This window comes from Variovorax trehalosi (assembly GCF_051216415.1).
Lineage (GTDB): Bacteria > Pseudomonadota > Gammaproteobacteria > Burkholderiales > Burkholderiaceae_C > Variovorax.
The window spans coordinates 199,969-213,094 of record NZ_JBPJZG010000011.1 but is presented as its reverse complement, the minus strand read 5'-3'; the positions used below and the strand labels follow the sequence as shown (position 1 = coordinate 213,094).

At 66.7% G+C, this 13,126-nt stretch carries 13 protein-coding genes; 4 read left to right on the top strand and 9 right to left on the bottom strand.

Going from position 1 to position 13,126, the window contains the following annotated elements:
- Positions 1-703, top strand: a 703-nt coding sequence (locus tag ACSFA7_RS31315) for an amidohydrolase family protein (protein ID WP_435502951.1), incomplete at its 5' end; no start/stop codon positions are given.
- A gap of 39 nt (positions 704-742) precedes the next feature.
- On the top strand, positions 743-1,675 hold the full coding sequence (locus tag ACSFA7_RS31310) for a LysR family transcriptional regulator (RefSeq protein ID WP_435502950.1): 933 nt from the start codon (positions 743-745) through the stop codon (positions 1,673-1,675).
- 29 nt (positions 1,676-1,704) lie between these two features.
- On the opposite strand, the gene ACSFA7_RS31305 is transcribed toward ACSFA7_RS31310, so the two are convergent.
- From ACSFA7_RS31305 to ACSFA7_RS31285, 5 genes are read right to left on the bottom strand one after another with little or no spacing between them, the layout of a single operon-like run.
- A complete protein-coding gene (locus ACSFA7_RS31305; RefSeq protein ID WP_435502949.1) occupies positions 1,705-2,709 on the bottom strand; it encodes a tripartite tricarboxylate transporter substrate-binding protein in 1,005 nt (334 codons plus the stop codon).
- Between the two features lie 45 nt (positions 2,710-2,754).
- Positions 2,755-3,615 (bottom strand): HpcH/HpaI aldolase/citrate lyase family protein, encoded by an 861-nt coding sequence (locus ACSFA7_RS31300; RefSeq protein WP_435502948.1) that lies wholly within the window; start codon positions 3,613-3,615, stop codon positions 2,755-2,757.
- Complete coding sequence (locus tag ACSFA7_RS31295; RefSeq protein ID WP_435502947.1) at positions 3,612-4,793, bottom strand: CaiB/BaiF CoA transferase family protein; 1,182 nt, start codon at positions 4,791-4,793, stop codon at positions 3,612-3,614. Before ACSFA7_RS31295 ends, ACSFA7_RS31300 begins: the two co-directional genes overlap by 4 nt.
- Before the next feature lie 14 nt (positions 4,794-4,807).
- A complete protein-coding gene (locus ACSFA7_RS31290; protein ID WP_435502946.1) occupies positions 4,808-5,698 on the bottom strand; it encodes an HTD2 family dehydratase in 891 nt (296 codons plus the stop codon).
- 11 nt (positions 5,699-5,709) lie between these two features.
- Positions 5,710-6,687 carry a tripartite tricarboxylate transporter substrate binding protein gene (locus ACSFA7_RS31285; RefSeq protein ID WP_435502945.1) on the bottom strand — a complete coding sequence of 326 codons (978 nt, stop codon included), beginning with the start codon at positions 6,685-6,687 and terminating at the stop codon, positions 5,710-5,712.
- Positions 6,688-6,792: 105 nt separating this feature from the next.
- Here ACSFA7_RS31285 and ACSFA7_RS31280 point away from each other — a divergent pair, with 105 nt between their 5' ends.
- The gene (locus tag ACSFA7_RS31280; protein WP_435502944.1) at positions 6,793-7,728 is read left to right on the top strand and encodes a LysR family transcriptional regulator; all 936 of its coding nucleotides are present in this window, start codon (positions 6,793-6,795) and stop codon (positions 7,726-7,728) included.
- Positions 7,729-7,916: 188 nt separating this feature from the next.
- Here the strand turns inward: ACSFA7_RS31280 and yghU are convergent, their stop codons facing one another.
- Complete coding sequence (gene yghU / locus ACSFA7_RS31275) at positions 7,917-8,795, bottom strand: glutathione-dependent disulfide-bond oxidoreductase (RefSeq protein WP_435502943.1); 879 nt, start codon at positions 8,793-8,795, stop codon at positions 7,917-7,919.
- 27 nt (positions 8,796-8,822) lie between these two features.
- On the opposite strand from yghU, the gene ACSFA7_RS31270 reads away from it, so the two are divergent.
- Entirely contained in the window at positions 8,823-9,455 is a 633-nt protein-coding gene (locus ACSFA7_RS31270; protein ID WP_435502942.1) for a glutathione S-transferase family protein, read from the top strand.
- A gap of 91 nt (positions 9,456-9,546) precedes the next feature.
- On the opposite strand, the gene ACSFA7_RS31265 is transcribed toward ACSFA7_RS31270, so the two are convergent.
- The 3 genes from ACSFA7_RS31265 to phaC all read right to left on the bottom strand — a co-directional run bounded on the left by ACSFA7_RS31265 (position 9,547) and on the right by phaC (position 13,029).
- On the bottom strand, positions 9,547-9,993 hold the full coding sequence (locus ACSFA7_RS31265) for a hypothetical protein (protein ID WP_435502941.1): 447 nt from the start codon (positions 9,991-9,993) through the stop codon (positions 9,547-9,549).
- Between the two features lie 65 nt (positions 9,994-10,058).
- Positions 10,059-11,237 carry an acetyl-CoA C-acetyltransferase gene (locus ACSFA7_RS31260; protein WP_206174089.1) on the bottom strand — a complete coding sequence of 393 codons (1,179 nt, stop codon included), beginning with the start codon at positions 11,235-11,237 and terminating at the stop codon, positions 10,059-10,061.
- Between the two features lie 43 nt (positions 11,238-11,280).
- The gene (gene phaC / locus ACSFA7_RS31255) at positions 11,281-13,029 is read right to left on the bottom strand and encodes a class I poly(R)-hydroxyalkanoic acid synthase (protein WP_435502940.1); all 1,749 of its coding nucleotides are present in this window, start codon (positions 13,027-13,029) and stop codon (positions 11,281-11,283) included.
- Positions 13,030-13,126: the final 97 nt, after the last annotated feature.

The following is a 13,126-nucleotide window of genomic DNA, read 5'->3' as shown; positions in this document are numbered from 1 at the left end:
CCCCGCGAACTGGGGCCGCACGAAAGAGACGCTGCCGCTGATCGAGTCGCTCGCACAGCGCCAGCAGATCGCGATGGACGTCTACCCCTACGTGGCCGGCTCCACCGTGCTGCGCGAGGACATGGTCGACGGCGTGATCGATGTGTTTCTGACCTGGTCCGAACCTTATCCGGAGATGACCGGTCGCTTGATCTCCGACATCGCACGCGAATGGGAAGTGACGCAGCAGGAAGCCGCTCTTCGCCTGAAGCCCGGCGGTGCCTGCTATTTCCTGATGCAGGAGGAAGACGTGGAGCGCGTCATCTCCCATCCGCTCACGATGATCGGCAGCGATGGCCTGCCGCACGACCGCCATCCGCATCCGCGGCTGTGGGGCGCGTTCCCTCGCGTGTTTGCGCGCTACTGGCGCCAGCGGCGCCTGTTCACGCTGGAGCAGGCCGTGCACAAGATGACCGGCATGACCGCGCGCAATCTGCGCATCGCGGACCGTGGCCTGCTGCGCGTCGGCACGATGGCCGACGTGGTGGTGTTCGATCCCGAGACCATCACCGACACCGCGACCTACGACAAGCCGCACGGCGTGAGCGAAGGCGTGGAACACGTGTTCGTGAACGGGGTGCTGACGTATCGCGGAGGCGGCGAGCCCCAAGTGCTCGCGCGCGCCGGGCGGATGCTGACGCGGCCCGTACAGGCCGCGCTCTGACCGCCGAGCCCAGGCCCAGCCATCCCGTAGAGTAAGCCCATGATCGAATCCACAACCCTCCGGTACTTTCACGAAGTCGCGGCCTTTGGTTCGGTGCGCGTAGCGGCGGAAAAGCTCTTCGTGGCCCAGAGTGCCGTGAGCCGGCAGATCGCGTTGCTGGAAGACGAACTGGGCGTGCCCGTCTTCGAACGCCATGCACGAGGCATGGCCCTGACCGCGGCTGGCGAACTCCTGCTTCGCTATGCACAGGACAACAAGACACAACTGGCCGACCTGAAGGGCCAGATCCACGAGTACGAGACGCTGGCCAAGGGCCATGTGCGGGTCGGCTGCGTGGAGGGCATCCTGCATGGCCTGCTCTCCAACTTCATGCCGAGCTTCATCGCCACCCATCCGGGCATTACCTTCTCGCTCGACCTCATGGGGTCGCATGCGGTGGGAGAGTCCGTGGCGGAGCACAAGTACGACCTGGGCATCCTGTTCGGTGCTTCGCCGCGCCCCGACCTCATCGAGCTTCAGAAGATCGACCAGCCCCTGTGCGTGATCGCTTCGCCCGAGCATCGCGTCGCCCAACATCGCAGTTGCACACTCGCGCAAGTGGCTGACATTCCCCTCGCACTGCCCGACCGGTCATTCGGCCTGCGCCAGCTGGTCGACCGCGTCAGCTCCAAAGGCAGGTTCAAGCTGAACATCGCCATCGAGACGAATTCGCTGTCCTTTGCAAGCCGCCTGGTGGCGGAGTCCGAGCTGATCACCTTCCAGCCCAGCGATGTCGTCGCCCCGCTCGTCGAGGCCGGCAAGGTGGTGGCGATTCCACTCACGGATGCGTCGCTGCGATCGGCGCGCGCGACGCTGGTCGCGAGTTACTCCCGGCGGCTTTCCCTCGCGGCCAATCACTTCTCGCAATCGCTGATCGCCTACATGCGGGGATGGCAGCGACCGCTGAAACCGGAAAGAAGCCGGAAGAAGTAGGCTCGCCTTTCGATCGGCGAGGCGGGGCTTCAGTCCGCCTGCACGCCCGCCGCGCGGATCACCTTGCCCCACTTGTCGATCTCCGCCGCCAGGTGCGTGCGCAGGCTCTCGGAGGTGACCTTCTCCATCGGCACGGCCTCGGTGCTCAGTTCGGCAAAACGCTTCTTCACCATGTCGTCCTGCAGCGCGACACGCAAAGCCGCATTGAGCTTTTCCATCACCGCCGGGGGCGTGCCCTTGGGCGCATACACGCCGTGCCACACCTTCACGTCGAAGCCCTTCAGGCCCTGCTCGTCCAGCGTCGGGATGTTGGGCATGCTCGACAGGCGCTGCGGCGTGGTCACGCCGAACACCTTGACGCGCTGGCCGTCCTTGATGACCGGCGCGGTCTGCGTGGTCTGGTCGCACAGGAGGTCGACCTGCCCGCCCATGAGGTCGTTGAGCGCCGGGCCCGCGCCCTTGTAGGGCACGGTGGTGAGCTGCACGCCGATCTGGTGCGCGAACAGGAGGCCGCACAGCTGAGACACCGCGCCGATGCCGGCGTTGGCGAGCGTGACCTTGTCCTTGTTGGTCTTCACGTAGGCCAGCAGCTCCTGGAAGTTGTTGGCCGGAAAGTCCTTGCGCGAGAGCAGCGTCATCGGCACGTCCATCACCTGGCCGACGTACTCGAAGTCTTTCAGCGGGTCGTAGTTGAGCTTCTTGTAGAGCGCGGGCGCGGTGGCCATGCCCATGTGATGGATCAGGATGGTGTAGCCGTTGGGCGCCGCCTTGGCCACGCGCGCCGGCGCGATGGTGCCGCCCGCGCCCACGGTGTTCTCGACGATCACCGGTTGGCCGAGCGACTTGGCCATGGGAATGGCCAGCATGCGCGCCACCACGTCGGTGGGTCCGCCCGCCGAGTACGGCACGACCATGGTGATGGGCTTGTCGGGCCAGGGCGCCTGTGCGACGGCTGGCGATTGCGCAGCCACGAGGCTTGCGCCCAGCGACACCGCCAACAGGGTTCGTGCTTTCCAGTTTTTCTTCAGGTTCATTTCTTTGTCTCCTAGGTGGTTGGATCTGTCTTCTTCGTTCGGAAATCAGGGCGGCGACTGCGCATCGAGCGCGAGCAAGCGTTCGGCGAGGCGCACCACCGGCGCATCGACCATGCGGCCATCGAGGCTGACCACCCCACCGCCCGCGGACCGGATCGCGTCGATCACGCGGTGCGCCCATGCGAGTTCGTCGGCGCTCGGGCCGAGTGCGGCGTGCACCGGAGCGACCTGATCGGGGTGGATGCAGAGCTTCGCGCCGAAGCCACCGCGGCGCGCGCGCGCCGTGTCGGCGGCGAGGCGTTGGGTGTCGTGCCAATCGGCCGTCACGCCGTCGATGGGAGCGGGCAAACCGGCGCGGCGCGTGGCCAGCAGCAACGCCAGTCGCACCGGCACCAGCTCGGCTTCGTCCGCATCGCAGGCGAGACCGACATCGGCCTGGAAATCGAGATTGCCGAAGGCGAGCCGGAGCACCTGCGGGGCCGTTGCGAGTTCGTCGACCGCCGCAAGGCCCGCCGCCGATTCGATGAGGGGCACGAGCAGGCCTTGCGGGCCGATGGCCTCGGCCAGCCGCTGCAGATCACCGGCGCGCTCGGCCTTGGGCAGCACCACACCCGCGATCAGGCCTTGCCCGACCAGCGCGGCCACGGCGGCGCGGTCGTCGTCGTGCCATGGCGTGCCGCTCGCATTGATGCGCACCAGCAAGCGTTGGCGGCCAGCTTCCGGCAACGCGGCGAACGAGGCTGCAAGGCCTTCGCGCGCTGACGCCTTGCGCTCCGGCGCGACTGCGTCTTCCAGGTCGACGATCACGCCGCCCGTGCCCGCAGCCAGCGCCCGCGCATGGCGCTCGGGGCGGTCGGCGGGCACGAAAAGAAAGGTGCGCGCGAGCGCGAGCGGCGTCGTGCTCAAACCGCCCTCGCCTCGCGCAGCGCCGCGATGTCCGCGTCGCTCCGCCCGAGTCCGCGCAGGATCGCCTCGGTGTGCTCGCCGACCGCCGGGATCGCATCCATGCGGTAGTCGAACGCGCTCTGTCGCCCGGCCGGCAGCAGCGCCGGAATGTCACCAGCGGGCGAGCCCACCTGCCGCCAGCGGTCGCGCGCCTGCAGTTGCGGATGCGCCCAGAGCCCGGCCATGTCGTTCATGCGCGCATTGGCGATCTGCGCGGCATCGAGGCGTTCCAGCACCTGCGCCGTGCTCAACGCGCCGAAGGTCTCCACGATGATCGCGCGCAGCGCCTCGCGGTGTTCGTTGCGCCGCGCGTTGCTGTCGAAACGCGCATCGGTCGCGAGCCCCGCCTGCAGCAGCACCCTCTCGCAAAAGGTGCGCCACTCGCGTTCGTTCTGCAGGCCCAGCATCACCGTGCCGCCGTCGCCCGCGGGGAACGGGCCGTACGGATAGATGGTCGCGTGCGAGGCGGCGCTGCGCGGCGGCGGCGGCGCGCCTTCGTAGGCGTAGTACATCGGATAGCCCATCCACTCGGCGAGCGACTCGAGCATCGACACATCGATGTGCGAGCCCTTGCCGGTCTTGCCGCGCTGGAGCAGCGCCGCGAGGATGCCGGTATATGCGTACATGCCTGCCGCGATGTCGGCGATGGAGTTGCCCGACTTGCACGGGTCTTCGGGCGTGCCGGTGACCGACAGGAAACCGGCTTCGCTCTGGATCAAGAGGTCGTACGCCTTCTTGTCGCGGTAGGGCCCATCTTCGCCATAGCCCGAGATGTCGCAGACGATGAGCCGCGGGTGTTTCGTTTGCAGCACTTCGGCGCCCAGCCCCATGCGCGCGGCCGCACCGGGTGCGAGGTTCTGCACCAGCACGTCGGCGTCGGCGACCAGCTCCTGCAGCACCGCGAGCGCGGCGGGTTGCTTCAGGTCGAGCGTGAGGCTTTCCTTCGAGCGGTTCACCCACACGAAGTGCGAGGCTTCGCCGCCCACGCGCCCGTCGTAGGCGCGCGCGAAATCGCCCACTTCGGGTCGCTCCACCTTGATGACGCGGGCGCCGAGGTCGGCCAGTTGGCGGGTGCAGAACGGCGCGGCGATCGCGTGTTCGAGCGAGATGACGGTGATGCCGTCCAGAGGTCTTGTCATGTGTGTGTCTTTCCTCAAGCCAGCACGGCCGTGGCCTGCATCGTGAGCCAGCCATCGGCGTCTTCGCCCCAGAGGCTGAAGGTCTTGTCGTCGGTGCCCGGCTTGCCGTGCACGCGGAACGGCGCGATATCGAAGGTCGGCCGCACGGCGCGGAACTCGAAGCGCGCGAGCTGCGCCCCCGGCACGTTGCGGCGCAGCAGGTCCACCAGCAGCGTCGCGATCAGCGGGCCGTGCACGATCAGGCCCGGATAGCCCTCGACCTCGGTCACATAGCGCCGGTCGTAGTGGATGCGGTGCCCGTTGAAGGTGAGCGCCGAGTAGCGGAACAGCAGCACATCGTCGGGCACGATCTCGCGGCTGAAGGCGGCGTCCTTCGGGGCGGGCGTGGGCGGCGGCGCCTTCTCGCCAGGCGCGGCAGCGGCGCGGTAGACGATGTCGTGCTCCTCGGTCAGCGCGAGGCCGCGTTCGTTGCGCACCTCGTGGCGCACGAGCACGAACACCAGCTCGCCGGTGCGGCCGGCCTTGTGGATGACCGAGGCGATGGTCGAGGTGCGCTCGATTTTGTCGCCGACCTGCAGCGGGTTGCCCGCTTCCCAATTCAAGCGTCCACCCGCCCACATGCGGCGCGGCAGCGGCACGGGCGGCAGGAACCCGCCCCGCTTCGCGTGGCCGTCTTCGCCGATCTCCGACTGGCGGTGATGCGGCAGGAAGTAGAGCCAGTGCCAGAGCGCGGGCAGGCGCGTGCCGAGCGTGGGCGGCGCATCGTCGCGGTCGAGCGTGGCGGAGAGTGCGCGGACGGGCGCGGCGGTGATGTCGTCGGCCAGCGTTTCGCTGCGGCCTTGCCAGGCCTGGAGTTTCGCGAGCGCTTCGGCGTCGATCAGAGGGGTGGAGTTTTCAGGATTCATGGATTCTTCATTCAGTCGACCGCAGCACCGGAGGCCTTGACGATGCGCGCCCACTTGGCGAGATCGTCCTGCAGCAGTTTCGAAAATTGCTCGGGCGTGGTGGGCGCCGCGATCTCGACGCCTTGCTGGTCGAGCTTGTCGCGCAGGTCCTTCGCGGCCAGTGCCTTGCGCGTCGCGTCCTGCAGCGTGGCGAGCACGTCGGCCGGCACACCCGCGGGCGCGAAGAGGCCGATCCACAGCGTGCCGTTGTAGCCCGGCACCGCCTCGGCGATGGTGGGCACATCGGGCAGCACCGCCGAGCGCTTGTCGCCGCTCACGGCCAGCGCGCGCAGCTTGCCGGCCTTGATGTGCGAGAGCGCCGAGGGCAGGCTCGCGAACACGATGGGCAACTGGCCGCCCAGCACGTCGTTGAGCGCGGGCGCCACGCCCTTGTAGGGCACGTGCTGCATGGAAATGCCGGCCATGCTGTTGAGCATTTCGCCGAGCAGATGGTTGAGCGTGCCGTTGCCGGCCGAGGCGTACTGGTAGTTCGCGCCCTTGGCCCGTGCGAGCTTCAGGAATTCGTTGAAGTCCTTGGCGGGGAACGAGGGATTGACCAGCAGCACGTTGGGCACCGCGCCGATCAGGCCCACGGGCTTGAAGTCCTTCACCGGATCGAAGCCCGGGTTCTTGTAGAGCGCGGGGTTGATCGCCTGGCTGCTGCTGATGGTCATGAGCAGCGTGTAGCCGTCCTTCGGGCCTTTCGCGACGAGCTGCGTGCCGATGTTGCCGCCCGCGCCGGGCCGGTTGTCGACGACCACGCTGGCGTTGTTCATCACCTCGCCAAGTTTCTGGCCGACGAGGCGGCCGACGATGTCGTTGGTGCCACCCGCGGCCTGCGGCACGACGAGCGTGATGGGGCGCGAGGGATAAGGCTGGGCGATTGCAGGACTCGCGGCGACCAGCGTGGCTGCGGCGAGCGAAAGAAGCGCGAGGGCGCGGAATGTCATGTCTTTGTCTCCATGGCCGCATGGTCGTCCGCCACGACACCGCGTGCAATCTGCGATTTCGGAACCCAGGCTTCTGGATTTCCGAAGGCTTGGCTACGATGCACCATGCTTTTCGACCTGACCGACCTGCGCCTTTTCGTCGCCACCGCCGAGCTGGGCAACCTCACGCGGGCGGCCGAGCGGCAGCACCTGTCGCTCGCCGCGGCCAGCGCGCGCATCAAGGCGCTCGAAACGCAGGCGGGCCTGCAATTGCTGCAGCGCGAAGCGCGCGGCGTGCGCCTCCTGCCGCCGGGAGAAGCCTTTCTGCATCATGCCCGCCTCGTGCTGCACCAGACCGAACAGCTGCGCGACGACCTGCTCGAATACGGCGGCGGCCTGCGCGGCCACCTGCGTGTGTTCGCCAACACCACCGCGGTGACCGACTTCCTGCCTGAAATCCTGCCCGGCTTCCTCGCACGCAACCCGCGCATCAACGTCGACCTTCAGGAAAAACCGAATGCTCAGATCCCGCGCGGCGTGCTCGACGGCCGCGCTGACATCGGCATCGTCGCGGGCCGGGTCGACACGCTGGGCCTGGAGGCGATCCACTTCAGCACCGACCGGCTGGTGCTCGTCACTTCGCGCAAGCACCGCTTCGCCAGGCGCCGAAAAATTTCATTCGCGGAGACGCTGGACGAAGACGCCATCGGCATGCAGCAAGGCAGCACGCTGCAGACCTTTCTTGCGCAGATCACCGACAACCTCGGCAAGCGCCAGAAGCTGCGCATCCAGCTCGGCAGCTTCGATGCGATGTGCCGGATGATCGGCAGCGGCGTGGGCATCGGCGTGGTGCCCGAGTCGGCCGCGCGGCGCAACCAGGAGAGCATGCAGCTCGCGCTGATCGACCTCAGCGATGCATGGTGCGTGCGGGAGCGGTATCTGTTGGTGCGCAGCCGGGCGGCGTTGCCGATCTATGCACAGGCGCTGGTGGACACGCTGTGCCGGCACTACGCGGCGGACCCCGCAGAAAAAGTGGAAAAGGCGAACTCGGCGAACGCCTGATGCCCTTTTCTCGTGGTATTGCGCCAACTTGTGGGCGGGATCTCAAGCCCGCAGCCTCATCCCCATTTTCTGTGCACAACTTTGGGGACAACTCATGTGGAGCCTTGTAAAACGAATTTAACTCGTTGTTTTACAAGGGGATTCCACACTTTGCTTAAAAATCAGGCGGTGAACAAGTGGCGCCGCGTTCAACCTGCCGCGCCGAGCTTGTCCTGCGTGCGGGTGTCGAAGTCGCCGGCGTCGTGGCGCTCGTGCAATTGGCTCTCGGGCTGGCCCCAGGCGCGGTTGACCATGCGGCCGCGCTGCGCCGCAGGGCGCTGCGCGATCTCGTCGCTCCAACGCCGCACGTTCCTGTATTCGCTCACCTGCAGGAACTCGCCCGATTCGTAGAGCTGCCCCTTGGCGAGCGCGCCGTACCAGGGCCAGACGGCGATGTCGGCAATCGTGTAGTCGTCGCCGGCCAGGTAGCGGCTTTCGGCCAGTCGGCGGTCGAGCACGTCGAGTTGGCGCTTCACTTCCATTGCGAAGCGGTCGATGGCGTATTCGATCTTGGTCGGCGCGTAGGCATAGAAGTGCCCGAACCCGCCGCCCAGGTACGGCGCACTGCCCATCTGCCAGAACAGCCACGACAGGCATTCGGCGCGCGTCGCACGCTCGGTCGGCAAGAAGGCGCTGCCGAACTTCTCGGCCAGGTACTGCAGGATCGCGCCGGACTCGAACACCCGGATCGGCGTGGCGCCGCTGCGGTCCATCAGCGCGGGGATCTTGGAATTCGGGTTCACCGCCACGAAGCCGCTCCCGAACTGATCACCCTCGCTGATGCGGATCAGCCAGGCGTCGTACTCGGCGCCCGCATGGCCCAGCGCGAGCAGTTCTTCGAGCATCACCGTCACTTTCACGCCATTGGGCGTTGCCAGCGAATAGAGTTGCAGCGGGTGCTTGCCCACCGGCAAGTCCTTCTCATGGGTGGCACCTGCAATCGGGCGATTGATGTTCGCGAAGCGGCCGCCGCTTTCCTTGTTCCAGGACCAGACGGTGGGCGGCGTGTAGGCGGTCGTGCCATTCATGCGATGAGTTCCGAAAGTTGACAGACGATGATCATTCTCTATGACTGCGCCACAGCGCCGAGCCCGCGCCGCGCGCGCATCCTGCTGGCCGAAAAGGGCATTGCCCACGAGACGGTGCAGGTCGACCTGGTTCGTGGTGAGCAATTGGGCGACGCCTACCGCGCGATCAATCCGCAATGCACGGTGCCAGCGCTGTGCACCGAAGAAGACGGCCTGCTCACCGACAACGCGGCCATCGCGGCCTGGCTGGAAGCGCGCTACCCCGAGCCGCCGCTGATGGGTCGCACGCCGGCCGAAAAGGCGGAGATCGCCAGCTGGAACTGGCGCGTCGAGTTCGAGGGTTTGCTTGCCATCGCCGAGACGATGCGCAACGGCTCGCCCGCCATGGCCGACAGGGCACTGCCCGGCCCGGTGAACTACGCGCAGATTCCGGAGCTCGCGCAACGCGGGCTCGCGCGCGTGCAGCATTTCTTCAAGACGCTGAACGACCGGCTGGCCGGCCGCGAATTCGTTGCCACCGACCGGTTCAGCCTGGCCGACATCACCGCCGTGGTGGCGGTGGATTTCGCGCGCATCGTGCGGGTCAAGCCCGGGGATCAGTACCCCGAGCTCGTGCGATGGCGCGCTGCGATGGGCGAGCGGCCGTCGATGTCGCGCTGAGCGAGCGCCTTCGACAGCAATCCCAACCGCGCATTTCGACCAGCGCTTCGAAATAGGCGGGCGTGCCCCACCCGAAGAGCGCCGCAGCGCACTAGAACTTGATCGTGAGGGGGCTCACCAGCCTCACTGGCCCGAGCTGCTGTCTCTCCTCCGGGGAGATGTCGCCCGCACCGTCGGCAAAAAGCGTGCCGCAATCGTCGGCCAGAAAAGGAATGCCGCGCTGCCAGACGATGCTCCAGTACGGCGACTTGTCCGTTCCGTGCAGGCTCCCGTCGCAGATGGTCGAGCAGTCGAGCGCCACGCTGAGCTCCCGGGCGATTCGGAGTCCGAGCGCATATCCGTCCTGCCCGGAGAGAACCCAGACATTGAGCACCGATGAAAACTCGCTGGGGTTCGGGTCGATGGTGAGCGCAAAGTCGTCGTCGAACTCCGCGTCCGTGAGGCTGCCCCACCATAGCCTGGCCCCGGGCACGTGGCGCGCAAAAGCCTGCTCGACGGCGTCGCGCGATGGCACCTTGGAAAGGCCGATGTACACCACAGTGCTAGCGCCGAGAATCGATCGAAGCAGTTCGCCTTCCGACGAACGCGCTCCGACCCCCTGGGTTAACGCTCGATCGTCAGCGCCACGCCCATGCCGCCGCCGATGCACAGCGACGCAATGCCCTTCTTCGCGTTCTGGCGCTGCATTTCGTGCAGCAGCGTCACCAGGATGCGGCAGCCCGACGCGCCGATCGGGTGGCCGATGGCAATCGCGCCGCCATTCACGTTGACCTTGTTCACGTCCCAGCCCATTTCGCGATTCACCGCGCAGGCCTGCGCGGCGAAGGCTTCGTTGATCTCGAGCAGGTCGAGGTCGGCGGCCTTCCAGCCGGCGCGCTGCAGCGCCTTGGTCGATGCGGGCACCGGGCCCATGCCCATGATGGCCGGATCGAGGCCGGCGGTGGCGTAGCTGGCGATGCGGCCGAGCGGCTTCAGGCCGAGCGCGGCCGCCTTCTTGGCCGTCATCACCATCACGGCAGCGGCGCCATCGTTCAGGCCCGAGGCATTGCCCGCGGTCACGCCGCCGGCCTTGTCGAAGGCGGGGCGCAGGCCCGCCAGGCCTTCGGCATTGGTCTTGCGGTTGATGAACTCGTCCTGGCTGAAGACGATCGGGTCGCCCTTCTTCTGCGGAATGCTCACGCCGACGATCTCGTCCTTGAACTTGCCGGCGTCCTGCGCGGCGGCGGCCTTGGTCTGGCTGGCGAGTGCGAGCTCATCTTGCGCGGCGCGGTCGATGCCGTACTTCTTGGCCACGTTCTCGGCGGTGATGCCCATGTGGTACTGGTTGTAGACGTCCCACAGGCCGTCCACGATCATGGTGTCGACCAGCTTCCAGTCGCCCATGCGCTGGCCATTGCGCGAGTTGGGCAGCACGTGCGGTGCGGCGCTCATGTTCTCCTGGCCGCCGGCGATCACGATTTCGCTGTCGCCCGTGGCCACGGCCTGCGCCGCGAGCATCACGGCCTTCAGGCCCGAGCCGCAGACGGCGTTGATGGTGAGCGCCGGGGTTTCCTTGGCGCCGCCGCTCTTGAGCCATGCCTGGCGCGCAGGATTCTGGCCGGCACCGGCCGCCAGCACCTGGCCCATGATGGCCTCGCCGACCTGCTCGGCCGTGAGGTTGGCGCGCGCAATCACTTCCTTGATGACCAGAGCACCCAATTCGGTGGCTGCGATGCCGGCGAGCGAGCCGCCGAACTTGCCGACCGGCGTGCGTGCGGCCGAAACGATGACGATGTCTTCCATGTGGTTCTCCGTTGAGGTGATTTGAAATCGAAGGTTGCAGGGATCAGGCTCTTGCCTTCACATAGCGCCCGGGTGCCGGCTCGATGGCCTTGTAGGTCTTGCCGTTGCCGTAGATCTTGGGCGCGGCAACCTGCTTGCCCGCGTGGCCCTTGAGCCATTGTGCCCAGTCGGTCCACCAGCTGCCGGGATGCTCGGCGGCCCCCGTCAGCCACTCGGCCTGCGTCTTCGGGAACTTGCCGTCGTCGCGGATCCAGTGGCTGCGCTTTTTCTTGGCGGGCGGATTGATCACGCCGGCGATGTGGCCCGAGGCACCCATGACGAAGCGCTTCTTGCCCGGCAGCAGTTGCGTGGAGGCATACGCACCGCCAATGGGCACGATGTGGTCTTCGCGCGAACCGTAGATGTAGGCCGGGATGTCGATCTTGCCGAGGTCGATCTTCTGGCCGCACACCGTGAGCGCATTCGGTTTGGCAAGCTTGTTCTCGTGGTACGTGTTGCGCAGGTACCAGGCGTAGAACGGGCCCGGCAGGTTGGTGGCGTCGCTGTTCCAGTAGAGCAGGTCGAACGGCGGCGGCGTTTCGCCCTTCAGGTAGTTGCCGACCACGTAGTTCCACACGAGGTCGTTGGGGCGCAGGAAGCTGAAGGTGGAAGCCAGGTCGCCGCCGGGCAGCAGGCCGCCCTTGCCCAGTTGCATTTCGCGGTACGCGACCATCGTCTCGTCCACGAAGATGTCCAGGATGCCGGTGTCGCTGAAGTCGAGAAAGGTGGTGAGCAGCGTGACCGAAGCGGCAGGCTTTTCGCCGCGCCCCGCGAGCACGGCCAGCGCGGTGCTCAGGATGGTGCCGCCCACGCAGAAGCCCAGCGTGTTGATCTGCCTGCTGCCGCTGATGTCCTGCACCGTGTGGATCGCCTGGATCGCGGCGTTCTCGATGTAGTCGTCCCAGGTGGCCTTGGCGAGCGACTCGTCGGGGTTGCGCCAGCTCACCACGAACACGCGGTGGCCCTGCTCGTTCGCATAGCGGATCAGCGAGTTCTCGGGCTGCAGATCGAGGATGTAGAACTTGTTGATGCACGGCGGCACCAGCAGGAAGGGCCGCTCGTATACCTTGGCGGTGAGCGGCTTGTATTCGAGCAGTTGGAAGAACTCGTTCTCGAACACCACCGCACCCTCGGTGGTGGCCACGTTGCGCCCCACTTCGAAGGCGCTTTCGTCGGTCATGCTCAGGTGCCCCTGCTTCACGTCGTTGAGCAGGTTCTGGATGCCCTTGGCGATGCTCTCGCCCTGCGAGTCGATGGCCTTCTTCTGGGCCTCGGCGTTGAAGGCGAGCGAGTTGCTCGGCGACGAGGCGGCCATCCATTGCTCGACCGCGAAGCGCAGGCGCGCCTTGGTCTTTTCGTCGGCGTCGATGGCCTCGGCCATGCTGAGCATGGTGCGGCCGTTGAGCAGGTACACGGCTGCCGAGAAGCCCGCGAGCGGGTTGCTGCCCCAAGCATCGGAGGCAAAGCGCTTGTCGCCTTCGGGCTTGGCCTGGAAGCCCTGGCTCCACAGCGCCGTGGCTTCCGCGACGTACTGCTGCTGGATGGATTGGAGCTTCTGGGGGTCGATGGCGATCTTCGGCAGATCGGGCATCTTTGCGCCCTGCGGCATCTGCCACAGTGGACTGCCACCGACATCGAAGGCCGAGGCCCCCTTGGCGGACTGCTGGAACGATGCCAGCGCCTGGGTCCATCCCTCTGAAAGTGCCTGCTGGAAGAGCGCGAATGCATCCGCCCCCGTCGCTTGTTGCTTCATCATGTCTCCTGGTCCTCGCCTGAATCGAATCCGGATGGGTGCGTGTTTTGAGTATCCTGCATTCGCACGGCACCTACAACGCCGCTCTTTCCTCTTA

What these genes read in the sequence shown, in the direction of transcription:
- phaC (WP_435502940.1), bottom strand. Translation starts at nt 13,029, where the DNA reads ATGAAGCAACAAGCGACGGGGGCGGATGCATTCGCGCTCTTCCAGCAG.
- ACSFA7_RS31280 (WP_435502944.1), top strand. Translation starts at nt 6,793, where the DNA reads ATGCTTTTCGACCTGACCGACCTGCGCCTTTTCGTCGCCACCGCCGAG.
- ACSFA7_RS31290 (WP_435502946.1), bottom strand. Translation starts at nt 5,698, where the DNA reads ATGAATCCTGAAAACTCCACCCCTCTGATCGACGCCGAAGCGCTCGCG.
- ACSFA7_RS31310 (WP_435502950.1), top strand. Translation starts at nt 743, where the DNA reads ATGATCGAATCCACAACCCTCCGGTACTTTCACGAAGTCGCGGCCTTT.
- ACSFA7_RS31295 (WP_435502947.1), bottom strand. Translation starts at nt 4,793, where the DNA reads ATGACAAGACCTCTGGACGGCATCACCGTCATCTCGCTCGAACACGCG.
- ACSFA7_RS31305 (WP_435502949.1), bottom strand. Translation starts at nt 2,709, where the DNA reads ATGAACCTGAAGAAAAACTGGAAAGCACGAACCCTGTTGGCGGTGTCG.
- ACSFA7_RS31260 (WP_206174089.1), bottom strand. Translation starts at nt 11,237, where the DNA reads ATGGAAGACATCGTCATCGTTTCGGCCGCACGCACGCCGGTCGGCAAG.
- ACSFA7_RS31270 (WP_435502942.1), top strand. Translation starts at nt 8,823, where the DNA reads ATGATCATTCTCTATGACTGCGCCACAGCGCCGAGCCCGCGCCGCGCG.
- ACSFA7_RS31285 (WP_435502945.1), bottom strand. Translation starts at nt 6,687, where the DNA reads ATGACATTCCGCGCCCTCGCGCTTCTTTCGCTCGCCGCAGCCACGCTG.
- yghU (WP_435502943.1), bottom strand. Translation starts at nt 8,795, where the DNA reads ATGAATGGCACGACCGCCTACACGCCGCCCACCGTCTGGTCCTGGAAC.